Origin of the sequence: Neisseria sp. HMSC061B04 (assembly GCF_001836705.1) — a bacterium.
Lineage (GTDB): Bacteria > Pseudomonadota > Gammaproteobacteria > Burkholderiales > Neisseriaceae > Neisseria.
In genome coordinates, this window is sequence record NZ_KV830180.1 from 207,100 (window position 1) to 230,506 (window position 23,407).

Annotated in this window: 20 protein-coding genes and 1 pseudogene; 14 read left to right on the forward strand and 7 right to left on the reverse strand. The window is 49.1% G+C overall.

Translation table 11 applies throughout. The features are described 5' to 3' along the window. From rdgC to dcd, 4 genes are all read left to right on the forward strand, one after another. On the forward strand, positions 1 to 209 hold a 209-nt coding region (gene rdgC / locus HMPREF2661_RS03905), incomplete at its 5' end, for a recombination-associated protein RdgC (RefSeq protein ID WP_168166709.1). A 78-nt stretch (positions 210 to 287) separates the two neighbouring features. After that, positions 288 to 1,070, forward strand: a complete 783-nt coding sequence (locus HMPREF2661_RS03910; protein WP_049323050.1) for an ADP-ribosylglycohydrolase family protein — start codon at positions 288 to 290, stop codon at positions 1,068 to 1,070. A 24-nt stretch (positions 1,071 to 1,094) separates the two neighbouring features. Further along, the gene (locus tag HMPREF2661_RS03915; RefSeq protein ID WP_036491305.1) at positions 1,095 to 1,526 is read left to right on the forward strand and encodes an MORN repeat-containing protein; all 432 of its coding nucleotides are present in this window, start codon (positions 1,095 to 1,097) and stop codon (positions 1,524 to 1,526) included. Positions 1,527 to 1,651: 125 nt separating this feature from the next. Continuing rightward, the gene (dcd, locus tag HMPREF2661_RS03920; protein WP_003680541.1) at positions 1,652 to 2,218 is read left to right on the forward strand and encodes a dCTP deaminase; all 567 of its coding nucleotides are present in this window, start codon (positions 1,652 to 1,654) and stop codon (positions 2,216 to 2,218) included. Positions 2,219 to 2,274: 56 nt separating this feature from the next. Here dcd and HMPREF2661_RS03925 read toward each other — a convergent pair whose 3' ends face one another. Continuing rightward, on the reverse strand, positions 2,275 to 3,096 hold the full coding sequence (locus HMPREF2661_RS03925) for a posphoenolpyruvate synthetase regulatory kinase/phosphorylase PpsR (RefSeq protein WP_049323052.1): 822 nt from the start codon (positions 3,094 to 3,096) through the stop codon (positions 2,275 to 2,277). 415 nt (positions 3,097 to 3,511) lie between these two features. On the opposite strand from HMPREF2661_RS03925, the gene ppsA reads away from it, so the two are divergent. From ppsA to HMPREF2661_RS03950, 5 genes are all read left to right on the forward strand, one after another. Beyond that, positions 3,512 to 5,896, forward strand: coding sequence for a phosphoenolpyruvate synthase (gene ppsA, locus HMPREF2661_RS03930; protein WP_049323053.1), 2,385 nt, complete (start codon positions 3,512 to 3,514; stop codon positions 5,894 to 5,896). Between the two features lie 270 nt (positions 5,897 to 6,166). Further along, positions 6,167 to 6,871 (forward strand): peptidoglycan DD-metalloendopeptidase family protein, encoded by a 705-nt coding sequence (locus tag HMPREF2661_RS03935; RefSeq protein ID WP_070822414.1) that lies wholly within the window; start codon positions 6,167 to 6,169, stop codon positions 6,869 to 6,871. A 171-nt stretch (positions 6,872 to 7,042) separates the two neighbouring features. Beyond that, positions 7,043 to 7,525, forward strand: a complete 483-nt coding sequence (locus HMPREF2661_RS03940; RefSeq protein WP_049347933.1) for a hypothetical protein — start codon at positions 7,043 to 7,045, stop codon at positions 7,523 to 7,525. A gap of 205 nt (positions 7,526 to 7,730) precedes the next feature. Further along, complete coding sequence (locus tag HMPREF2661_RS03945; RefSeq protein ID WP_049359265.1) at positions 7,731 to 8,690, forward strand: DnaJ C-terminal domain-containing protein; 960 nt, start codon at positions 7,731 to 7,733, stop codon at positions 8,688 to 8,690. A gap of 15 nt (positions 8,691 to 8,705) precedes the next feature. Next, on the forward strand, positions 8,706 to 8,996 hold the full coding sequence (locus tag HMPREF2661_RS03950) for a chaperone modulator CbpM (RefSeq protein ID WP_049347935.1): 291 nt from the start codon (positions 8,706 to 8,708) through the stop codon (positions 8,994 to 8,996). 117 nt (positions 8,997 to 9,113) lie between these two features. Here the strand turns inward: HMPREF2661_RS03950 and HMPREF2661_RS03955 are convergent, their stop codons facing one another. Beyond that, positions 9,114 to 9,308: a YbdD/YjiX family protein gene (locus HMPREF2661_RS03955; RefSeq protein ID WP_003747442.1), complete on the reverse strand. Its 195-nt coding sequence runs from the start codon at positions 9,306 to 9,308 to the stop codon at positions 9,114 to 9,116. Continuing rightward, on the reverse strand, positions 9,298 to 11,379 hold the full coding sequence (locus HMPREF2661_RS03960; RefSeq protein ID WP_070822416.1) for a carbon starvation CstA family protein: 2,082 nt from the start codon (positions 11,377 to 11,379) through the stop codon (positions 9,298 to 9,300). The genes HMPREF2661_RS03955 and HMPREF2661_RS03960 overlap by 11 nt, the downstream gene beginning before the upstream one ends. Positions 11,380 to 11,711: 332 nt before the next feature. Between HMPREF2661_RS03960 and HMPREF2661_RS03965 the strand changes: the two genes are divergently transcribed. Beyond that, complete coding sequence (locus tag HMPREF2661_RS03965) at positions 11,712 to 12,455, forward strand: pseudouridine synthase (protein WP_070822418.1); 744 nt, start codon at positions 11,712 to 11,714, stop codon at positions 12,453 to 12,455. Positions 12,456 to 12,514: 59 nt separating this feature from the next. On the opposite strand, the gene alr is transcribed toward HMPREF2661_RS03965, so the two are convergent. Continuing rightward, positions 12,515 to 13,573 carry an alanine racemase gene (gene alr / locus HMPREF2661_RS03970; protein WP_070822420.1) on the reverse strand — a complete coding sequence of 353 codons (1,059 nt, stop codon included), beginning with the start codon at positions 13,571 to 13,573 and terminating at the stop codon, positions 12,515 to 12,517. 206 nt (positions 13,574 to 13,779) lie between these two features. Between alr and HMPREF2661_RS03975 the strand changes: the two genes are divergently transcribed. Continuing rightward, complete coding sequence (locus HMPREF2661_RS03975; protein WP_003747450.1) at positions 13,780 to 14,241, forward strand: winged helix-turn-helix transcriptional regulator; 462 nt, start codon at positions 13,780 to 13,782, stop codon at positions 14,239 to 14,241. Between the two features lie 574 nt (positions 14,242 to 14,815). Beyond that, entirely contained in the window at positions 14,816 to 16,153 is a 1,338-nt protein-coding gene (locus HMPREF2661_RS03980; protein ID WP_070822422.1) for a GTPase/DUF3482 domain-containing protein, read from the forward strand. 74 nt (positions 16,154 to 16,227) lie between these two features. Here the strand turns inward: HMPREF2661_RS03980 and HMPREF2661_RS03985 are convergent, their stop codons facing one another. From HMPREF2661_RS03985 to HMPREF2661_RS03995, 3 genes are read right to left on the reverse strand one after another with little or no spacing between them, the layout of a single operon-like run. Next, positions 16,228 to 17,634, reverse strand: coding sequence for an efflux transporter outer membrane subunit (locus HMPREF2661_RS03985; RefSeq protein WP_107831885.1), 1,407 nt, complete (start codon positions 17,632 to 17,634; stop codon positions 16,228 to 16,230). 56 nt (positions 17,635 to 17,690) lie between these two features. Continuing rightward, a complete protein-coding gene (locus HMPREF2661_RS03990) occupies positions 17,691 to 20,903 on the reverse strand; it encodes an efflux RND transporter permease subunit (protein ID WP_070822424.1) in 3,213 nt (1,070 codons plus the stop codon). Between the two features lie 11 nt (positions 20,904 to 20,914). Then, the gene (locus HMPREF2661_RS03995) at positions 20,915 to 22,183 is read right to left on the reverse strand and encodes an efflux RND transporter periplasmic adaptor subunit (RefSeq protein ID WP_070822426.1); all 1,269 of its coding nucleotides are present in this window, start codon (positions 22,181 to 22,183) and stop codon (positions 20,915 to 20,917) included. A 228-nt stretch (positions 22,184 to 22,411) separates the two neighbouring features. Between HMPREF2661_RS03995 and HMPREF2661_RS04000 the strand changes: the two genes are divergently transcribed. Both HMPREF2661_RS04000 and HMPREF2661_RS04005 read left to right on the forward strand, forming a co-directional pair. Further along, positions 22,412 to 23,047 carry a multidrug efflux system transcriptional repressor MtrR gene (locus HMPREF2661_RS04000; protein ID WP_004520505.1) on the forward strand — a complete coding sequence of 212 codons (636 nt, stop codon included), beginning with the start codon at positions 22,412 to 22,414 and terminating at the stop codon, positions 23,045 to 23,047. A 128-nt stretch (positions 23,048 to 23,175) separates the two neighbouring features. Beyond that, positions 23,176 to 23,407, forward strand: a pseudogene (locus tag HMPREF2661_RS04005) (replication initiation factor); the annotation flags it as partial.

Below are 23,407 nucleotides of genomic sequence, written 5' to 3' on the forward strand. Positions count from 1 at the left end.
GCTTGGTATGGCGCGAACAAATCGCGTTCATCCTAACCCAAGACTTTACGCTCAAACGCATCCAGTATCTGGACGTTTTGCAAGAAGAAGCGGAAAGCAACGGCGACGATGCCGCCAGCCTCGCCTTTGCCTCGCAAATCCTGATGACCGAAGCCATCAGCACCATGTTGGAAGAACTGGTTTCTTATTTAGGCGGCTGGCAAGAGTAATTTTTCAGACGGCCTTTTGATTGGGAAATATCAAAGGCCGTCTGAAATATAAATAGAAGTATCAGAAAGGATGTCACGATGTTGGGTGCAGTCATCGGCGATATTGCCGGATCACGATTCGAGTTTGACAACTACCGTCATACCGATTTCGATATTTTCAGCCCCGACAGCGACTTTACCGATGACACGATTTGCACTGTTGCCATTGCCGATTGGGTTTTACAAGGCTGCAACGATCATTTGGCATCTATTTTACAAGGCTGGTGTAGGGCATATCCCTGCCCCAAAGGCGCATATGGCGGACGCTTCTCACAATGGATAGAATGGAAAGATCCAGAACCTTATAATAGCTGGGGCAACGGCTCGGCCATGCGTGTTTCTGCTGTTGGCTGGGCATTTGCCACATTGGAAGAAACCCTGCATTTTGCCGAACAATCCGCCGCCGTAACACACAACCACCCGGAAGGCATTAAAGGCGCGCAAGCCGTAGCCGCCGCCGTCTTTTGGGCGCGTACCGGTATGGGCAAAGCGCAAATCAAAGAAAACATTACACGACAATTCGGCTACGACTTGAGCCAAAGTTGCGACCAAATCCGCCCGCATTATCATTTCAACGAAAGCTGTCAGGAAACCGTACCTCAAGCAGTTACCGCCTTTCTTGAAAGCGATGATTTTGAACACGCCATCCGACTGGCGGTTTCCCTGGGCGGAGACAGCGATACCTTGGCGGCCATTACTGGCAGCATCGCCGAAGCCTACTACGGTATCCCTACATCCATGCGCGAACACGCTTTAGCCATATTGCCACGCCGCATTGCTGAAACCCTGCTGACTTTTGAATCCCAATATCAGGCCGTCTGAAACCGCCTGCAAAAAGGAACAATCATGATGAAATACCTCGCCCTACTTCCCGTCGCCTTCATGCTGGGTACGCCTGCCATTGCTGAAACCATCAATCCTTATCAGGAAAAAGGTTGCGTTTACGATGGCGATGTCGGCAAAGACGGCAAACCATCCGGTAAAGGCACATGGAAATGCCAGGACGGCCGCAGCTATGTCGGCGCCTTTAAAAACGGCAAATTTGACGGCAAAGGCGTATATACCGTCTCCGGCAACAGCGAAACCTTTATCGAACCTTTCTCCTCCAACAGCGCCAAATTACGCAATATGACGCTGGAGGGCGTGTTCAAAAAAGGCAGGGCGCACGGAAACTTTACCGCTTCCCAAAACGGCACACCCGTCTTCATCATGAAATGCGAAGACGGTATGATTAAAGAAGTCAAACTGGCTAAGAAATCTGCTTCCAAAACCAAATAAACAGCCTTTCAGACGGCCTTATCCAGCTTTTAGGCCGTCTGAAACATCAATTGACAAGCCTGTCTAAAGGCTGTCGTGTTGATTTCAAAGAATTCCCAAACAACCCTTACCCCAGGACAACCACCATGAGCATTAAATCCGACAAATGGATACGCCGCATGGCCGAAGAACACGGCATGATTGAGCCGTTTGAGCCCAACCAAATCAAAGAGGCCAACGGTCAGCGCATCATTTCCTACGGCACGTCCAGCTACGGCTACGACATCCGTTGCGCCAATGAATTCAAAATCTTCACCAATATCAACAGCACCATCGTCGACCCGAAAAATTTCGACCCGAAAAACTTCGTAACCGTCGAAGACGACTGCTGCATCATTCCGCCCAACTCCTTTGCCCTGGCGCGCACAGTCGAATATTTCCGCATCCCGCGCAACGTCCTGACCGTCTGCTTGGGCAAGTCCACCTACGCACGCTGCGGCATCATCGTCAACGTTACCCCGTTCGAGCCGGAGTGGGAAGGCTACGTTACGCTTGAGTTTTCCAACACCACGCCGCTACCGGCAAAAATCTACGCAGGCGAAGGCGTGGCCCAAGTCTTGTTTTTTGAAAGCGATGAAGTCTGCGAAACTTCATACAAAGACCGCAACGGCAAATACATGGGACAAACCGGTGTTACCCTGCCCAAAACCTAATGCGCCAAACAAAAAAAGGCCGTCTGAAACTTTCAGACGGCCTTTTATCATTTCAGTTAAAAACGGCGTTTCAGCTTGCAAGCCTGCAAGATATGCACAGCAAGTTCTTCCACAGATTTGTCCGTAGTATTGGTAAACGGAATACCGTGGCGTTTAAACATATTTTGCGCATCGGCAATCTCACTGCGGCAAGTATCGATTTTGGCATAAGTCGAATTAGGGCGGCGTTCCTGACGGATTGCCTGCAAGCGTTCAGGCTGAATGGTCAAACCAAACAGCTTGTCTTTATAAGGCTTGACCATACGCGGCAAATCGGTCGATTCCAAATCATCGGGAATCAGCGGATAGTTGGCGGCACGGATACCGTATTGCAAGGCCAGATAGAGACAGGTCGGCGTTTTGCCGGAACGGGAAACCCCCATCAAAATCACATCGGCTTCTTTCAAATTCTTATCACTGACACCGTCATCATGATTCAGTGAAAAATTGACCGCCTCCATACGCGCATCATAGCGTTGGGTATTGCCGATACTGTGGTGCCCCTGCTGGGCGGCAACCGCCTCCGTATTGAGTTCCTTTTCCAAAAGACCGAGAAAGGTTTCAAAGAAATTAATATGGAACGCATTGGCTTTCTTGATGATTTCACGGATTTCGTCATTGACCACACTGACAAAAGCAATCGGGCGCACGCCGAATTTTTCGGCGGACTGGTTGACTTTGTCTACAACAGCACGCGCTTTTTCAGGCGTATCGATAAACGGATAGGTATGGCGTTTGAACTCAACATTGCCAAATTGGTTCAGCAAGGCTTCACCGATATTTTCAGCGGTCAGGCCGGTTCGGTCGGAAATATAGAAGACTTGGCGTGGATCAGTCATAATGAATCCTCTTGAGGGTAACGTTTCAGACGGCAATCATAGCAGTTACAGCCTTTGCAATAAAGCGACCTCGACAGATTACACAGGATTACAACAAATTTGAACAAATTTTAAATTGGCACAAAATTTCATTTTTTAATTTTTTGTAGAATTTTGTTCTAAAATTGCAAAATAAATCTTATTTATCAAATTTATTAACTTATTTTGTTTTCCATATTTAACAATAGGATAACTCACAAAAACATGAATCTGATATTCACATTTCAGCAGACTACACGCTTGAAAAGCACAGTATCACAGACGAATTTGTGATTTTAAAAAAGATAAAACACATGACAGCCATCAAACGAATGGCTACAATAAGCAGGCGGATTTGTTTCTTTTTTAACATTTTTGGATTGGATTGGACACACAAATGGCCGAAAACTACGTTATTTGGTTTGAAAACCTGCGTATGACTGACGTTGAGCGAGTGGGCGGTAAAAATGCCTCTTTGGGCGAAATGATCAGCCAACTGACTGAAAAAGGCGTACGCGTTCCCGGTGGTTTTGCGACCACTGCCGAAGCCTATCGCGCTTTCCTGGCTCACAATGGTCTGAGCGAGCGTATTTCCGAAGCCCTGAAACAACTGGATGTTGAAGACGTTGCCGAGTTGGCGCGCGTGGGTAAAGAAATCCGTCAATGGATTTTGGATACTCCGTTCCCTGAGCAGCTGGATGCTGAAATCGAAACAGCTTGGAACAAAATGGTTGCCGATGCCGGCGGTGCGGACATTTCCGTTGCCGTACGTTCTTCCGCAACAGCAGAAGACTTGCCGGACGCTTCTTTCGCTGGCCAACAAGAAACCTTCTTGAACATCAATGGCTTGGAAAACGTTAAAGAAGCCATGCGCCATGTATTCGCTTCCCTGTACAACGACCGTGCCATTTCTTACCGTGTCCACAAAGGCTTCGAACACGACATCGTTGCCCTTTCCGCAGGCGTACAACGCATGGTGCGCTCCGACAGCGGCGCGTCCGGTGTGATGTTCACCATCGATACCGAGTCCGGTTACGACCAAGTCGTTTTCGTTACCTCTTCTTACGGCCTGGGCGAAAACGTCGTACAAGGTGCGGTCAACCCTGACGAATTCTATGTATTCAAACCTACTTTGAAAGCAGGCAAACCGGCTATCCTGCGCAAAACCATGGGTTCGAAACAAATCAAAATGATCTTTACCGACAAAGCCGAAGCCGGTAAATCTGTAACCAACATCGATGTACCTGAAGAAGACCGTCAACGCTTCTCCATTACCGACGCCGAAGTTACCGAGTTGGCCCATTACGCGCTGACCATCGAAAAACACTACGGCCGCCCAATGGACATCGAATGGGGCCGCGACGGTTTGGACGGCAAACTCTACATCTTGCAAGCCCGTCCTGAGACTGTAAAATCCCAAGAAGACAGCAGCCGCAACCTGCGCCGCTTCTCCATCAACGGCGAAAAAGTTGTCTTGTGCGAAGGCCGTGCCATCGGTCAAAAAGTCGGCCAAGGCAAAGTACGCCTGGTGAAAGATGCCTCCGAGATGGATTCCGTTGAAGCAGGCGACGTACTCGTTACCGACATGACCGACCCGGATTGGGAACCGGTGATGAAACGTGCTTCCGCCATCGTGACCAACCGCGGCGGCCGTACCTGCCACGCAGCGATTATCGCGCGTGAATTGGGTATTCCGGCCGTGGTCGGCTGCGGCGACGCAACCGATCTGCTTTCAGACGGCCAAGAAGTTACCGTATCTTGTGCCGAAGGCGATACCGGCTTCATCTACTCTGGCCTGCTGGACGTACAAATTACCGATGTTGCTTTGGACAACATGCCTAAAGCGCCTGTAAAAGTAATGATGAACGTTGGCAACCCTGAATTGGCATTCAGCTTCGCCAACCTGCCTAGCGAAGGCATCGGCTTGGCACGTATGGAATTCATCATCAACCGTCAAATCGGTATCCACCCGAAAGCCTTGTTGGAATTTGACAAACAAGACGACGAATTGAAAGCGGAAATTACCCGCCGTATCGCCGGCTACGCCTCCCCTGTCGACTTCTATGTCGATAAAATCGCAGAAGGCGTGGCAACCTTGGCTGCTTCGGTTTATCCACGCAAAACCATCGTCCGCATGTCTGACTTCAAATCCAACGAATACGCCAACTTGGTGGGCGGCAGCATTTACGAACCGCACGAAGAAAACCCAATGTTGGGCTTCCGCGGCGCGGCGCGTTATGTAGCCGATAACTTCAAAGACTGCTTCGCACTCGAGTGCAAAGCCTTGAAACGCGTTCGCGATGAAATGGGTTTGACCAACGTCGAAATCATGATCCCATTCGTTCGTACTTTGGGTGAAGCAGAAGCTGTTGTTAAAGCCCTGAAAGAAAACGGTTTAGAACGCGGCAAAAACGGCCTGCGCCTGATCATGATGTGCGAGTTGCCAAGCAACGCTGTATTGGCAGAACAATTCCTACAATACTTCGACGGCTTCTCCATCGGCTCTAACGACATGACCCAGCTGACCCTCGGCCTCGACCGTGACAGCGGTTTGGTATCCGATTCCTTCGACGAACGCAATCCTGCCGTTAAAGTGATGTTGCACTTGGCAATCTCTGCCTGCCGCAAACAAAACAAATACGTCGGTATTTGCGGTCAAGGCCCGTCAGACCATCCGGACTTTGCCAAATGGCTGGTTCAAGAAGGTATCGAAAGCGTATCGCTCAACCCTGATACCGTAATTGAAACTTGGCTGTATCTGGCTAACGAATTGAACAAATAAGTTCGATGAGACAAAAATCCCCTGCCCGTCTGTCTCAGCAGGGGATTTTTATTGCCTTATTCAATGCCGTCTGAAAGAACTTTCACGTTCTTTTACCTTTTCAAAAAAGTCCCTTTGCATCAAAAAGATATAAAAATATTCAGCCATACCCACAAATTCTCAATGGTACTATATTGCCTTTCCGCATTTTATCCCATGCCTTTTGAGTGAACCTTTTTTCACTCTTCCTATCTATCATATACAGTATAACGATACATTTAGAAACAACCCATGAATACAACCTTTATTTCCACCTTTCAGACGGCCTTGAAACGTCTGGCACTCATCAGCACCATTGCCGTCTTAGCAGCCTGCGCCGGCAACAATACCTCTTCCAACCGCGCCGTACCCGACGGCTACTACAAAGTCCGTCCCGGCGATACCCTGACCCAAATCGCCAAACGCTACGGACAAAACGTCAATACACTGGTTGCATGGAATAATCTTCCCAACGCCTCACAAATCGAAGTCGGTCAAGTATTGCGCGTCCGCCGTCATGTTGCCTCCCGCAATACTGCTACGCAGCAACGCCAAGCAACCGCCGTTACCCCGATCAACCGGTTAAGCTTGCAATGGCCGACCGATAACGCCTCATCCTCCATTATCCAACGCTACAACGGCACAACCAGCAAAGGCATAGATATTGCAGGCACACAAGGCCAACAAATCCGTTCTGCCGCAGCCGGTACCGTCATCTACGTTGGCGAAGAAGTCCGCGGCTACGGCAAGCTGATTTTGATCAGCCACAACGACTACACCATTACCGCCTACGCCCACAACGAAACGCTTTTAGTACAAAAAGATCAAAAAGTCCAAGCCGGCCAAGTTATCGCCACCATGGGCAGCAGCGATACAGACAGCGTCAAGCTTCATTTTGAAGTTCGTCTAAACGGCAAAGCAGTCGATCCCCTGCCTTATTTGACCAGAACAAATTAATGTCCCAATCAAAAGGCCGTCTGAAATAACAGTATTTCAGACGGCCTTTTGATTATCTTGCTATAACAGCCATTTCAACAAAATCTTTTCCTATTTAACTTATGTTGATTGAGTGTAAACGCCGTTATACAATAACAACTCTTTTTAACATTTAATTTCAGGTATCCTACTATGTCTCCTAACCGCATCCTTGCAACCGCATTCTTGTTTGCTTCTGCATTTGCCAGCGCAGATGTCCATATTGATGAAAGCATCCCTTACCGTCATGCAGAAGAAATCGATACCCGTATCGTTTCCGAGTGTTTACAAATTGGCAACGTCATGTCCAAATCTTTGCAAGAAACTGCAGCCAAAAGTGATGTAACTATTGTCCGTGACGGTAAAAAACAAGGCACATACGCAGATATCTCCATTACTTCCGCCATGAGCGCAGGCGTAGCCTTTGTCGGCCACGCCAAAAGTATTACAGCCGTTGCCACTTTGTATGTTGATGGCGAAGAAGTCAATAAAAAAACCTTTACCCGCAATTCTTCCGGCGGCATGCTCGGTGTTTATAAAAGCTCTTGCGCCGTCTTAAATCGCACTTCTAAAGTCTTGGGTTCAGATATTGCCCAATGGATTGTTAGCGAACAAAAAAACGCTCAAGACAAATAAAACCCCAACTTGATAAAGGCCGTCTGAAAAACCGTATTTCAGACGGCCTTTATATTTTCTATTTCTCTAGAAACAAAGAAATAAATTATCCATTAATCATTGTCAAAAATAGAGAATTTTATTTCCAACGCCCTTGATTTTAGAATATCCACCCTCAATTATTAAAACTATAAGAATTTTGTATATGAGCAGTCAAAGGAATAACATGGCAGAAAAAAACTATTATGAAATACTGGGCGTTGCCAAAGATGCGGATGAGGCTGAAATCAAAAAAGCCTACCGAAAACTGGTGCGCAAATACCACCCCGATGTCAGCAAAGAACCTGACGCAGCCGAACGTACGGTAGAAATCAACCGTGCCTACGAAACGCTTTCCGACAAAGAAAAGCGGGCCGAATACGATGAAATGTTGGCTAATCCTTACGGACGCAGCGCCGGAGGCAATCCGTTCGGTCAAGGCAGCAATCCGTTTGGCAATGGATTTAACGGCGGCGGCTTCCGCTATGAACGTCATGAAGGCGAGCCGTTCGGAGCGGGAGATTTCAATTTTGAAGATCTGTTTTCATCATTCCGCCAATCCCACACTCGTTCCGAGCAACCCCGCGGCCCAATAAAAGGCGAGGATCAACATGCTGAATTGAGTATTGATATTTATGCAGCGTATGTTGGAGCAGAACGTAGCATGACTTTGAATGTGCCGACTCTAGACGAATACGGACGTGCGGTTTATCAAAATAAAACCCTCAACGTCAAAATCCCCAAAGGCATTGCAGAAGGCCAACAAATCCGTTTGGCCGGCCAAGGTTTGCCGGGATATAACGGCGGTGAAAACGGTGACTTGTACTTAAAAATCAAATTCCACGACCAACCTGATTTATACGTCAAAAACAGGAAAGACGTATATCAAACAATAGATGTCAAACCTTGGGAAGCCGTATTGGGCGGCAAAATCATCGTCCCTACCGCATCAGGCCGCTTACAGGTCAATCTACCTGCCAACAGCCAAAGCGGTAAAAGCATCCGCCTCAAAGGCAAAGGTATTCCTGCAAAAGAAGCCGGAGACCTTTATCTCAATATCCGCATTAATGTTCCGCCAGTAGAGAGCGAAGCCGACCGTGCCGCATGGGAAAAATTGGCTGAACACTTTGCCGCGAAACAAGCATAAGAGAAAGGATAAATTATGATTCAATCCTCCGATGTTACCCTTACTTTTGAAGAAATTGTTGCCGCCAGCCGCTGCCGTCGCGATTGGCTGTTGGAACTTATAGCAGAAGACATCATCAGCATCGATGGTGCGCCCGAAAAAAGCACCTTCAGTGGTTTTCATCTTGCCCGCATCCGTCGCGCACAACGCTTAAGCCGTGATTTTGAAGCCGGCATTCCCGCATTGGGACTGATTATGCGGCTGTTGGACGAGGTGGAAGAACTCAGAAAAATACAGCGTCCGCTGGTACTGCTCGAAGATGAGTAAATATTGGCAAGTTGTTCGCTTAAATATTGATGGCAAGACAAAATCTTTGATGTTTATTGATATTCCATAATAAAAGGCCGTCTGAAAGTATTTTCAGACGGCCTTTTTATGCCTTCATTAACAACAGCGTCCGCCGTTGCCGCCGCAACGGCGTTTGCGGCAGTAGTCTTGGAATTGCAGCTCGGTCATGACCGGCGCATTGGGATTATGTTTGCGCTGGCGGGCAACGTAGTTTTCATAATCCGGGACACCGGCCATCAAGTTTGCTGTCAGCTTGATGGTTTTCCACCAAGATGCGAGCTTATGCTTCACTCTGAGCCTCCGGTTGTTTGCCGTCGCGGTACACTGCCGGAATTTCTTTAGCAGTTGGCCAGCCGACTTTGCGGGCTTTCATGGCGGTACGCAAACCGTACACGGCGACAATCACGACAACAGCCAAGAACAAAGCAGTCAGGCCGGCATTGATTTGGTCGTTGAAGATGATTTGTGACATTTCGCCAATGTCTTTAGCCGGGGCAAGGACTTCGCCTGAAGCCAAGGCATCGCGGTATTTGCCTGCGTGAGCCAAGAAGCTGACGCGTGGGTCGCTGTGGAACAGTTTTTGCAAACCGGCATAGCAGGTTACGAACAATACGCCGACAGCAGGAACCAAGGTTACCCACACATAGCGGTCGCGTTTCATTTTCACCAATACAACGGTACACATAATCAACGCTACGCCTGCCAGCATTTGGTTGGCGATACCGAACAGAGGCCAGAGCGAGTTGATGCCGCCCAGAGGGTCGGTTACGCCGGTATAGAGGAAGTAACCCCACAATGCCACTGCAAAGAATGTGGCAACCAGGTTGGCAGGGATAGAGTCAGTGTTACCGAATGGTTTGTAGAAGATACTGCCCAAGTCTTGAATCATGAAACGGGCAACGCGTGTACCGGCGTCAACCGCGGTCAGGATGAACAAGGCTTCAAACAACAAGGCAAAGTGATACCAGAACGCCATCATGGCTTCGCCCGGAATCAGACGGCTCATGATGTGTGCCATACCGACTGCGAGGGTTGGCGCGCCGCCTGCACGGGACAGAATGGTGTTTTCGCCCACTTCTTTAGCAGTGTGCAACAAGGTTGCGGCATCAACAGAGAAATTCAGTTTGGTGGTGATGACTTCGGCAGCAGTGTTGGCATCTGTACCAATCAGTGCAGCCGGGCTATTCATCGCGAAATACACGCCTGGATCAAGCGAAGCGGCGGCAGCCAGCGCCATAATGGCCACAAAGCTTTCCATAATCATGCCGCCGTAACCGATCATGCGGACGTGGGTTTCGTTTTCCACCATTTTTGGCGTAGTACCGGAAGAAATCAGCGCATGGAAGCCTGAAACCGCACCACAAGCAATGGTAATGAACAAGAATGGGAACAATGCACCGGAGAATACCGGGCCTGAACCATCGATAAAGTGGGTAACCGCAGGCATTTGCAGGGTTGGGTTAACAATAACGATACCCAAGGCCAAAGCTGCAATCGTACCGATTTTCAGGAAGGTAGACAGATAGTCGCGCGGAGTCAGCAAGAGCCAAACCGGCAATACGGAAGCCACGAAACCGTAAATCATAATCGCCCAAGTCAGCTGAATGCCGTCAAGGTCGAACCAATGGCCGAAGGAGCTGCGGGCAACATCTTCACCGTAAATCACGGCCAACATCAGCAAAATAAAGCCGACGATGGAAATCTCGCCGATTTTGCCCGGACGGATATAACGGGTGTAGATACCCATAAACAGGGCAATCGGCATGGTTGCGGCAATGGTGAACGTACCCCAAGGGCTGTGAACCAATGCTTTCACCACAATCAGCGCCAACACCGCCATAATGATGACCATAATCATCAAAATACCGATGGATGCAATCACGCCGGGAACGGTACCGAGTTCTTGTTTCACGATATCGCCCAAAGACTTACCGTCACGGCGCATGGAGACGAACAAGACCATCATATCCTGTACGGCACCGGCAAACACCACGCCGAAGATAATCCACAAAGTACCGGGCAGATAACCCATTTGCGCTGCCAATACAGGACCGACCAAAGGACCTGCGCCGGCAATCGCGGCAAAGTGGTGGCCGAACAGTACGCCTTTATGTGTAGGCACATAGTCCAAGCCGTCATTGTGGCGTTCTGCCGGAGTCAGACGGTTAGGATCAAGCTGCATCACACGGTTGGCAATGTAAAGACTGTAGAAACGGTAGGCAATGCAGTATACTGAAATGGCGGCCGTAACCATCCAAATCGCACTGACCTGCTCGCCGCGACTGAGGGCCAAAGTGGTAAAGGAGGCCAGGCCGACCAAAACCACAATGCCCCAAATCAAAAATGATTTGAGCGATTTCATTGATTTATCCTTAAAACGTGATACACGAAAGCTTGTTTTAGTGACAAACTGCCTTCATGCGCTTTAGAAAGACCAATCATTTTAGTCTTCATAGATTTTATGAGTGAAATGTCATTTCAACCCGAATTCGACAAAAAACAAAATGATTAGTTCGCCCGTAAGGTTAACACAAACAGACAATATACCCTTCATTTTTTACTTCAAATCCAAATATTCCTTAACATATAGCAAACGAAAAGCCGTCTGAAAACCCAAAGATTCAGTTTTCAGACGGCCTGACAAACGGTCAATGCTATAATCCGACATTCCCATTTCTTCTATATTGCCATACCATGCAAAACAACGATTCCGAAACCATGCGCCTCTCCAAACGCATGGCGCAATTGGGCTTATGCTCGCGCCGCGAGGCAGACAGCTACATCGAGCAAGGCTGGGTCAAAGTCAACGGCCAAACCGCCGTACTCGGTCAAAAAGTCACCGAGCGCGACCGCATCGACCTCAACAAACAAGCCCATGAAAAACAAGCCGCGCGCGTAACCATCCTGCTGAACAAACCCGTCGGCTACGTCAGCGCGCAGGCAGAAAAAGGCTATAAATCCGCCGCCGAACTCATTACCGCCAACAACCATTGGGAAGGCGACGATAGCCGTATCCCTTTCAGTGAAAAGCACAAATTCGGTTTGGCCCCTGCCGGCCGCCTGGACATCGACTCTGTCGGATTATTGGTGCTCACCCAGGACGGCCGCATTGCCAAACAACTGATTGGCGAAAACAGCAGCAGCGAAAAAGAATACCTCGTCCGCGTCCGCGGCAAACTGGACGACAAAGGCCTCGCCCTGCTCAACCACGGCTTGAGTTTGGACGGCGAAAAATTGCGCCCCGCCAAAGTCGAATGGCAAAACGAAGACCAGTTGCGCTTTATTTTGCGGCAAGGCAAAAAACGCCAAATCCGCCGTATGTGCGAGCTGGTCGGCCTGCGCGTTGTCGGCTTGAAACGCATCCGCATGGGCAAAGTCAAACTCGGCAGACTGCCGCCGGGCAAATGGCGTTATTTACGCGCTGACGAATCGTTTTAATTGCAGATAACAAAAAGGCCGTCTGAAAACATATTTCAGACGGCCTGATCTTTGACTGCTTACTCGATATAAGTAAACTTCGCACGTTTAATATTGCAGAGGATTTCGTACGGAATCATACCGGCAACTTCGGCAACTTCATTAATATTAATCACATCGCCCCAAAGCTCAACTTCCGCGCCCAAGCCCTCTTTCGAGGCTTCCAGCTCAACCGTAATCATATCCATAGACACCCTGCCGATAATGCGGCTGCGTTTGCCATCGATGGCGACCGGAGAATTAGTGGAAGCGCGACGCGGATAACCGTCGGCATAGCCGCAGGCAATCAAACCGACACGGGTGGATTTGCTGGTGTAGAACGTTGCGCCGTAACCAATCGGAGAATGCGGCTGCAACACGCGTTCGCCGAAAACGCGGGAAGTCAGGCGCATAACAGGTTTCAAACGCTCATCCACGCCGCCGAAAGGCGAAATACCATACAAGGCCAGACCGGCACGACCCCAATCGCGGCGCGCTTCAGGCACGTTCAAAATCGTGGCGGAATTGGCCAGGCTCTCCTCTCCTTCCAAACCCTCGCAGGCCAAATCAAATGCTTCAAGCTGCATTTCGGTCATGCCGTTTTCCGGTTCGTCCGCACAGGCAAAATGGCTGAATTTCACAATGTTTTCAACCGATTCGGATTGTTTCAATGCCGTATAGGCGGCGGCATAGTTATGCGGAAAGAAACCGGCACGGTGCATACCAGAGTCCATTTTCAGCCATACGGTTGTCGGACGTTGCCACTCATGATGTGCAAACGCCTCCAGCTGCCATTGACTGCCGATTGCCGGCCACAAATCATAACGGTCAACATCCACATACTCCGCAGCATCAAATACGCCTTCCAACAAAACAATCGGGTTTTTAATACCGTTTTGACGCAATTCCACGCCTTCATCTACCGTTGCCACCGCAAAACCGTCGGCAATATCCGCCAACGCATGTGCACATCTGACCGCGCCATGCCCGTAAGCATCGGCCTTAATCACAGCCAACAATTTATTGCCGTGCAACTCTTTGAGAAGACGATAATTTTGACGTAAATTATCCAAACGGATTTGCGCATTGAGCGGACGCATAATGTATTCCTCTTATCGGCATCCGTTTCAGACGGCCTGCCCTATTACTTTGAAGCGAATATTATAGGTCAAAAACCATACAGGATTCCATGAAATACACAAGATTAATATCTTCCTTCCGCCTTACCTTTAAGGATTTATGCTTCTTCTGAGCCTGTTTTAAGGTTATGATGTCATCCAAATTGAAAACGACAAGCATCAAAGCCATGAAAGAACTCGACAAAACCGACTTAAAAATTCTCAAGCTCCTGCAACAAAACGCACGCATCCCCATGACCGAATTGGCTGAAAAAGTCGGCCTCTCCACTACGCCGGTAACCGAACGCGTCCGCCGCTTGGAACGCGACAACCTCATTACCGGCTATCACGCCCATCTGAATCCTCATGCCTTGGGTCAAAGCCTCTTGGTCTTTGTCGAACTGAAACTGCGTTCCAAATCCGGCAATATTTTTGAAGACTTCAAACGCGAAGTGCTGAAGATTCCGCAAATTTTGGAATGCCACTTGGTCTCCGGCGAATACGACTACCTCATCAAAGTCCGCCTGCCCAATATGTCCGCCTATCGCGATATGCTCGGCAATATCCTGCTGCAACTGCCGGCAGCAGCCGAAAGCCGCAGCTATGTTGTCATGGAAGAAGTCAAAGAAGAAGTAGTATTAGACATCTAATTCCATTTAACCAACAAAGGCCGTCTGAAAGATTACAACATTCAGACGGCCTTTGTTTTAAACAGGCAAAAAAAATGCACACATCCGATAGAATGTGTGCCAAGTCTACAAAGGAGAAATAGAGGAGAAACTATTAACTGACTACTCGAACCAGCTAACGAAACGAATTATGCAACAAGAGATTCAACCATGCAAGTATTTTTCTTGTAAAGTTTCTTAATTATCCAATTTACAGAACTTAAATGTAATCATGTTTCAATTCAGATAAAAAAATGCGCATACCGTTTCGATATGCGCCAAGTCTACAAAGGAGAAATAGAGGAGAAAAATCAAGCTGCATCAAGCAACTCAACGGCGCGAATTATCCTAGCCTTCTACCCGACTGTCAACTGTTTTCCTACCTATTTTCAAGCATTTTGCCAAAAAACAACAAATCCGCTATTCCCCTCTTTTTCTGGCTATTTTCGCCCATATATAAAGGAAATTCAGGGCCGTCTGAAACACATATTGCCACTACAGGCAAACAGCCCCATACTCACACATTCATAGCCCATATCCGTCCCAACCCACAACCATGACCACCCCACTTTCCCTTGCCGTCGTCGGCCATACCAACACAGGCAAAACCTCGCTCTTACGTACGCTTTTGCGCGACAGTACCTTCGGCGAAGTGAAAAACGCGCCATCCACCACGCGCCATGTCGAAGAAGCCCTCATCAACGACGGTGACGACAGCTTGGTTTACCTCTATGATACACCCGGCCTTGAAGATGCAGGCGGCGTGTTAGACTGGCTGGAAACCCATACATCCGCACGCGATGACGGCATTGAACGCATCCAGCAATTCCTTAGCAATCATGAAGCGCATCACGAGTTTAACCAAGAGGCCAAAGTGCTGCGCCAAGTCATGCAAAGCGATATGGCAATGTACGTCATCGATGCGCGGGAACCCGTCCTCGACAAATACAAAGACGAGCTGACCATTTTGTCTTGGTGCGCCAAGCCCATCATGCCCGTGTTCAACTTCACCCAAAATCAAGACCTGACCGCTTGGACCAATATGCTCGCCCGTCGAACCCTGCATGTTTACGCCGGTTTCGATACCGTTGCGTTCGACTTTGAAGGCGAAATCCGATTGTGGGACAACCTTGCCACCATGTTACCTAAGCGCGACATCCTCGACCGCCTCATCAATATGCGCCGTCGCGAGTGGCAACGACTGGATACGGAAGCGCGCCGTGAAATTGCCGATTTTCTGCTGGATGCCGCCGCATTCACCCAAGAAATTGCCGAAAACGACGACCCTGCCCCGACTTTGGAAGTTATGCAATCGGAAATCCGCCAACTTGAGCGACAAATGCAACAACGCCTGTTCACACTTTACCGCTTCTATCACGACGAAGTCGGCAATGACAGCACATGGATGCCCAAAGCCTTCAAACAAGATCCGTTTGACAGCGAATTGCTCAAACATTACGGCATCCGTACCGGTACCGGCGCAACCGCAGGCGCGCTCATCGGCTTAGGCTTGGATATTGCCACACTCGGCGGCTCGCTTGGTTTAGGTACGGCCATCGGCGGACTGTTGGGCGGCATTTTGCCCAATGCCCAAGACATCACCGACAAAATCAACGGCCGACAAACCCTGCATACCGATCCGGAAACCCTTACCCTGCTCGCCGCACGCGCACTGGATTTGTTGCACGTCTTGCAAACGCGCGGCCATGCGGCTCAATCTCATATCGAGCTAAAAGAACGCAAAGCGCCATGGAATGCAGCCAAATTGCCAAGCGAACTCAACAAAGCGCGCAGCAACCGCAAATGGTCTTCGCTCAATACACACCAGCCCGAAGCCAGCCGTAACGAACGCGCAGCCTATGTCGCCACTTTAAGCGAGAAATTAAAAGCTTAGAATTGCCGCATAACAAAAAGGCCGTCTGAAACCCAAATGTTTCAGACGGCCTTTTAAGCTTAGCAGGCAAATATTTATTCAGAAGCTTTGGTTTCGCGTTTCAAACCGCCGCCAAGTGCTTTATACAAGTCGGCAAGGTTTTCCAAACGGGTCAGCTGATTAGCCAAAAGAGCAGTTTCTGCGCCGTAACTGCTGCGCTCGGCATCCAGCAAATCCAATGCACTGGATACGCCATGTTTGTAGCGCAGGCTGATGAGGCGCAGGCTGTCGTTGTAGGCACGGCTTTGTTTGCTCAAAGCGGCATAGCTTTTATCCAGCTGTTCGCGTGCAACCAACGCATTGGAAACGTCTTTGAATGCGGATTGAACAGCGGCTTCATAAGCAACGATTTGTGCCTGTTGGCGCAGTTTGGCTACGTCAAGATTGGCTTTGTTTGTGCCCCAATCAAAGATAGGCAGAGTGATGGATGGTGCAAAAGCCCAAATACCCGTGCCGCTCTTAAACAGGCCGCTCAACTCGCCGGAAGCGGTACCGACAGAACCGGTCAGGCTGATGCGCGGGAAAAACGCCGCACGTGCCGCACCGATATTGGCATTGGCTTGTTTGAGCGCGTGTTCGGCCGCACGGATATCCGGACGGTTGAGCAACAGGTCCGAACTCAAACCGGCAGGCAGTTTGGTCATTTTGAACTGTTTGTTCAAAGGCAAACCGGCAGGCAAGTCTTCAGGCAAAGGTTGATTAATCAACATAGCCAAGGAATTTCGCGCTTGCTCGCGGTTTTTTACCGCAGATGCGTAATCGGCTTTGGCCGATTCAATCAGCGCTTCCTGTTGGTGCAAATCAACGGCGGAAATCACGCCGGCCTTATGGCGTAATTGCGAGAGCTTGTAAGTCGCTTCACGGGTTTGTAATACGCGTTGTGCCAATGCCATGGTTTCTTCCGCGTAGCGTTCGTTAAAGTAGGCTTTGGCAACGGTAGAAATCAGGGTCAGATGGGCGGCATCGCGGTTTGCGGCCACATTAAAATAACCTTGCAACGCGGCTTCGCTGGTGCTGCGGACACGGCCGAAGAGGTCAAGCTCATAAGAGGCTGCGCCCAAACCCACGCTGTATTGGCTGCTAACGCTGCCGCCACTCAAACTGCCTTGACGCGAACCTGTACCGCTGGCATTGACGGTTGGCAACAAATTATTACGCGCAATCATGTATTGCTTGCGGTAGATTTCCGCATTCAGCGCGGCTGTACGCAAATCGGTATTGCGTTCCAATGCGATGTCGATCAGGCGGTGAAGGCGAGGATCGGCAAAGTAATCTTGCCAACCCAATTCGGCTGCACGGATACCGTCGTCAACAGTGTCGTATTTAAACGTATCGGCCACGGCAACTTGAGGCTGCTCATATTTCGGCATCATGGTACAGGCCGACAAAGCCACGGCGGCGGCAACGGCGGTCAGTACAGGTTTGAATGTAATCTTCTTCATTTTAGAATCCTTTAGCATTTTGAGGCCGTCTGAAAATTTTTCAGACGGCCTTTGCTTTAGTGCTTGTCTGAATCTTGTTTACCGTCTTCAATCATGCCGGCTTCAGCGGCGTGTTTGGCGGCCATCTCATGCTCGTGTGCGGTTTCTTTAAAGAATTTGCGCACAACCACATAGAACAAAGGCACAAGGAACACAGACAGAATCGTACCGATCAACATACCCCAGACCACGGTCGTACCAATCGCACGTTGGCTGGCGGAGCTGGCACCGCTGGCAACATAAAGCGGTACCACGCCCAAGATGAAGGCAAACGAAGTCATGATAATCGGACGGAAACGCAAGTGTGCGGCGGCAAGCGCAGCTTCAAGCGCGCTCTTGCCTTGCGCTTGCAGGTCTTTGGCAAACTCGATAATCAAAATCGCGTTTTTCGCACTCAAACCCATCACCGTAACGAAACCGACTTGGAAGTAGATATCGTTGGCGTATGCCGGAATACTGCCCAGCAGCGCTTCAAACATGTTGCGGCCGGTCACGCCCAATGCCGCGCCAATCAAGCCCAACGGAATCACAAGGATAACCGCCAACGGGATAGACCAGCTTTCGTACAAAGCAGCCAATACCAAGAATACAGCGGCAGCGGCCAATGCGTACAACATGACTGTTTGCGAGCTGCCTTTGGCCTCTTCACGAGACTGACCGCCCCATTCCAAACTGTAACCGCCGCCCATTTCATCAACCATTTGCTGTACCGCAGCCATGGCTTGACCGGAAGACACGCCATTAACAGGCGAGCCGGAAAGCTCCATTGCAGGATAACCATTGAAGCGGACGCTTTGTTCCATACCGTTTACCCAAGAAACAGTAGCAATGGTAGAAAGCGGTACGGCAACACCGGATTTATTCGGCACGGTCAAGTTCAGAATATCGGCAGGCTGCATACGGGCACTCGCATCAGCTTGTACCATCACGCGTTGCAGACGGCCTTGATTCGGGAAGTCGTTTACATAAAACGAACCCAAAGAAGAAGCCAAAGCAGTACGGATGTCAGAGAACGAAATACCTTGTGCAGCTGCGGCAGAGCGATTGATGTCGATTTTCAACTGCGGCGCATCTTCCAAACCGCTCGCACGAACGGTACTTGGGTTAAACAAACCGCTTTTGCGCATTTTGTCAATCAGCTCATTGCGCTTGGCCAACAATGCAGCATGGCCGCTGTTGTTACGGTCTTGCAGGTAAATCGTCAAGCCGGAGCCTGTACCCAATTCCATAATGGCAGGAGGCACAATCGCCAAACCGAAACCGTCTTTCAGCGTAGCCATCATCATGCCGGTCAACTTACCGGAAATAGAAGTCGCATCGCTGCCCGGAGCAGTACGTTCGCTCCAGTCTTTCAGAATGACAAAGCCCAAAGCCATGTTTTGGCCGGAACCGCTAAAACTAAAGCCGGAAACGGTAACAATGTTCTCGATCTCAGGTACAGATTTCGCCAGTTGAGTGATTTGAGCCAAAGTTGCATCGGTACGCTCTTTGGTCGCGCCGGCAGGCAGCTGTACGCTCAACATCAAGTTACCTTGGTCTTCAGTCGGCAAGAAGGAAGTCGGCAGACGCATAAACAGGAATACGCCCACAACAGTCAAACCGATATAGACAACCATCATGCGCAAAGTCTTGCGCAAGACTTTGGCTACCCAGCCTTCGTAGCCGTGTGTCCAGTTGTCGAATTTCTTGTTAAACCAACCGAAGAAACCTTTTTTCTCTTCGTGATGACCATTCTGAATCGGCTTGAGCATGGTGGCACACAATGCCGGAGTCAGCGTCAAAGCAAGGAATGCGGAGAAGCCGATAGATGCCGCCATGGTCAAGGCAAACTGTTTGTAAATGTTACCGGTTGCACCGCTAAACATTGCCAGCGGCACAAATACGGACATCAACACGGCAGTAATACCGATAACCGCGCCGGAAATCTGACCCATCGCTTTTTTGGTTGCAGCCTTAGGCGACAGACCTTCGCTCGCCATAATACTCTCAACGTTTTCAACGACCACAATCGCGTCATCGACCACAATACCGATCACCAAGACCATCGCAAACATGGTCAATACGTTAATCGACATACCCATGTATGAGATAAAGGCAAAACCGCCCAACAGGGAAATCGGTACAACAATAGTCGGAATCAGCGTATAGCGGATGTTTTGCAGGAAGAGATACATCACCAAGAATACCAAAACAATGGCTTCCAAAAGCGTATGGATCACTTTCTCAATCGAAATTTCCACAAATTTGGAAGTATCGTAAGGAACTTTCCAGCTCATGCCGTCTGGAAAATACTTCTGCAAAACCGCCATTTTTTCTTTTACGGCAGTCGCCGTTGCCAAAGCGTTACCGCTGTTAGACAGCATCACTGCCATACCGGTGGTATTCACGCCGTTCAAACGAGTGGAAGTAGAATAGTCCTGCATACCCAAGCTGACTTTGGCAACGTCTTTCAGATAGACATTAGAACCATCGGTATTGGATACCAAAATGATGTTGCCAAACTCTTCAGCAGTGCTCAGCTGACCTTGCGCCGTCACAGTTGCTGAAATAGTCTGACCTGCAGCCGCCGGCAAAGAGCCGATAGAGCCTGCAGAAATTTGGATATTTTGAGTAGCCAGTGCGTTGGTTACCGTTGCAAAAGACAAGTTGTAGTTTTGCAGTTTTTTCGGGTCAACCCAAATACGCATGGCGCGTTGCGCACCAAACAATTGTACCTGCCCTACCCCGTCGATACGCTGCAGTTCAGGAATGATATTGCGCTGGGCGTAATCGTTCATTTCCTCAATGGATTGCTTTTCAGAAGAAAGCATGACCACTTGCAAGAAGTTGGAACGCGCTTTAGATACGGTTACACCATATTGCTGTACGGTAGAGGGCAATGTGGACAACACTTCCGACAATTTGTTCTGCACGTCTACCTGCGCCAAATCTTCATTGGTTTCCGGTGTAAACGTCAGACTGACGCTGCCGCTGCCGCTGGAATTAGCAGAAGTCGTCATATAGTCCAAACCTTCCACACCGTACATATTACGTTCGATAACGGCCAGTACGCTGTCTTCCATTACCTGAGCAGAAGCGCCCGGATAAGTAGCGCGCAAAGTAATGGTCGGTGCAGCAACGGACGGATATTGGGAAATCGGCAGTTTTTGAATGCCGAAAATACCCGCTGCGATGATAAAAATCGCAATAACCCATGCAAAAATGGGGCGGTCAATAAAAAACTTAGACATTCATGCGTTCCTTATTTGGCTTCAGATGCAGCTTTAGCTTCAGGCTTGGCATCGGATGCAGCTTGGCCGTCTGAAACTGCCGGTGTTGCTGCCGCAGCGCTTGCAGGCGGTGTCCATTCTTTCGGCGTTACCTTTTTAGCACCCGACATACCGGCAATGCTGATGCCTTCAACAATCACTTTGTCGCCGTCTTTCAGGCCGTCTGTAATCACCCAATTGGTACCTTGCTGTTGGGCAACGGTCACAACACGCGCTTCCATTTCGCTCTTGTCATTCACCACCATCACCGTATCTTGCGAACCGCGGGTAACTGCTTGTTGCGGCACTACAAATGCATTATCTACTGCCACTTGTTCCATCAATACGCGCACATACAAGCCCGGCATCAAGATATTTCTGTCGTTAGGAATGGCGGCGCGCAAGGTAATTTGACCGGTTGTTTCATTGACAGTCGGATCTGCAAACAGCAGACGGCCTTTTTCAGGGTAAACCGTACCATCGTCAAATTTGATGTCCACTGCAATCGCGCCGTTTGCCGCCAACAATTTGCCTTCGGCAACCTGTTGACGCAGTTTCATGACCTCACTCGCAGACTGGGTAACGTTGACATACATCGGATTGGTTTGTTGAATGGTGGCTAAAACAGTGGTATCGCCGGCATTCAACAGCGTACCTTCAGAAACTTTAGATTGACCGATAAAGCCGGAAATCGGCGCAGTAATGCGGGAGCGGCTCAGGCTGATACCGGCAGATTTGATGGCTGCTTGAGCGGATTTGACGCCGGCCTCTGCTGAACGCTTGGCCGTTACGGCCGCATCATATTCTTGTTGGCTGATGGCATCGGCGGCAACCAGCGGTTTATAGCGGGCTAAGTCGGCATTCGCTTTAGCCAAAGTAGCTTGCGCACTTGCCAACTGGGCGCGTGCGCTTTCCAAGTTTGCTTCATAAGTCGAGCTGTCGATTTGGTACAAAGGCTGACCGGCTTGCACATAGCTACCCTCTTGGAACAGGCGTTTTTGCAGAATACCGCCGACTTGGGCGCGAACTTCGGCAGTACGCAATGATTCCAGACGGCCCGGCAACTCGGTTGTCAATGCAACGGTTTCCGGATGCACAGTAATCACACGGACTTCAGGCGCAGGCTGTTTTTGCTGTTGCTGACTGCCTTGCACCTGTTGGCCGGCTGCTTTTTCATCGCCTTTGCCGCAAGCGGAAAGCGCCAACGCAGTAGCTGCTGCAATTGCCGCGACACGCATCATTTTAGAAGCATAAAGAGCCATAATTTTCCTATCTCTATAAATAAATAAAGGTTTGACTAATTAAAAATTGATTACTTTAATCTCATATTTCGCAAACAGAAATTGCCTGCTTTTATGAAAAACAGGCTGATTATATTAGTGTTGAGAAACACTATCAAGTATTGAATTAAATTATACATACATTCTTACATGTTCAGAAGTAATTTTTTATAATCCGAACCATAAATTTACATTTCCTACAAAACAATTATGAGAAGAACCAAAACCGAAGCCTTAAAAACCAAAGAATATCTCATGCTTGCCGCATTGGATACGTTTTATAAGAAAGGCATTGCCCGCACCTCGCTCAACGAAATCGCCCAAGCCGCAGGCGTAACGCGCGGCGCGCTGTATTGGCATTTCAAAAACAAAGAAGATTTGTTTGACGCCTTGTTCCAACGGATTTGCGACGACATCGAAAGCTGCATAAAAGAAGACTCGAACAACAATAACGAACAGGCTTGGTCAAGCTTCCGACTAACCCTGACCCGTTTTTTCGAGCGCCTGCAACACAACGAGCTTCACTATAAATTCCACAGCATTTTGTTTTTAAAATGCGAACACACCGAGCAAAACGAGGCGGTCATTGCCATCGCTAAAAAACACCAATCACTATGGCGTGAAAAAATTGTTGCCGTCCTGACTGATGCAGTACAACAAAAAGCGTTGGCGGATAATTTGGATATCGATATGGCAGTCATCTTCATCAAGTCTTCATTAGACGGCTTGATTTGGCGCTGGCTTTCTTCAGGTCAAGGCTTCGATTTAGCGCAAACTGCCCCACGCATGATTGAAATCATCATTGATACATTGGAAAACCATCCGCAATTAAGAAAACAATCATAAACATCAAAAATAAAAGGCCGTCTGAAACTTTGAAGTTTCAGACGGCCTTATATATTGCCCTTTGTAAATAGTACCTTTACAAACGTAAAAGTATTATTTGCAAAGGGTTTTTATTTAAGGGATACGCCATGAAGAAAGAGATTTTAGAGAGAGAAGCGGCAACGGACGGTTTGGCGGCCGCGCCAGCGGACGGCGAAACGGACGGTGTCGCTTCTTATTCTCCCCCCTCGTCTAACAGGGGGGGTACAGAAATCGAAGACGCCGGAGCATTCCAAGAATCCTTTGAATGTTACGAAACCTATATCTTAGATGGTAAAGGCAATCTTTTAGGTGTTCCGCTCCGTCGTGGTGTTTCAGATT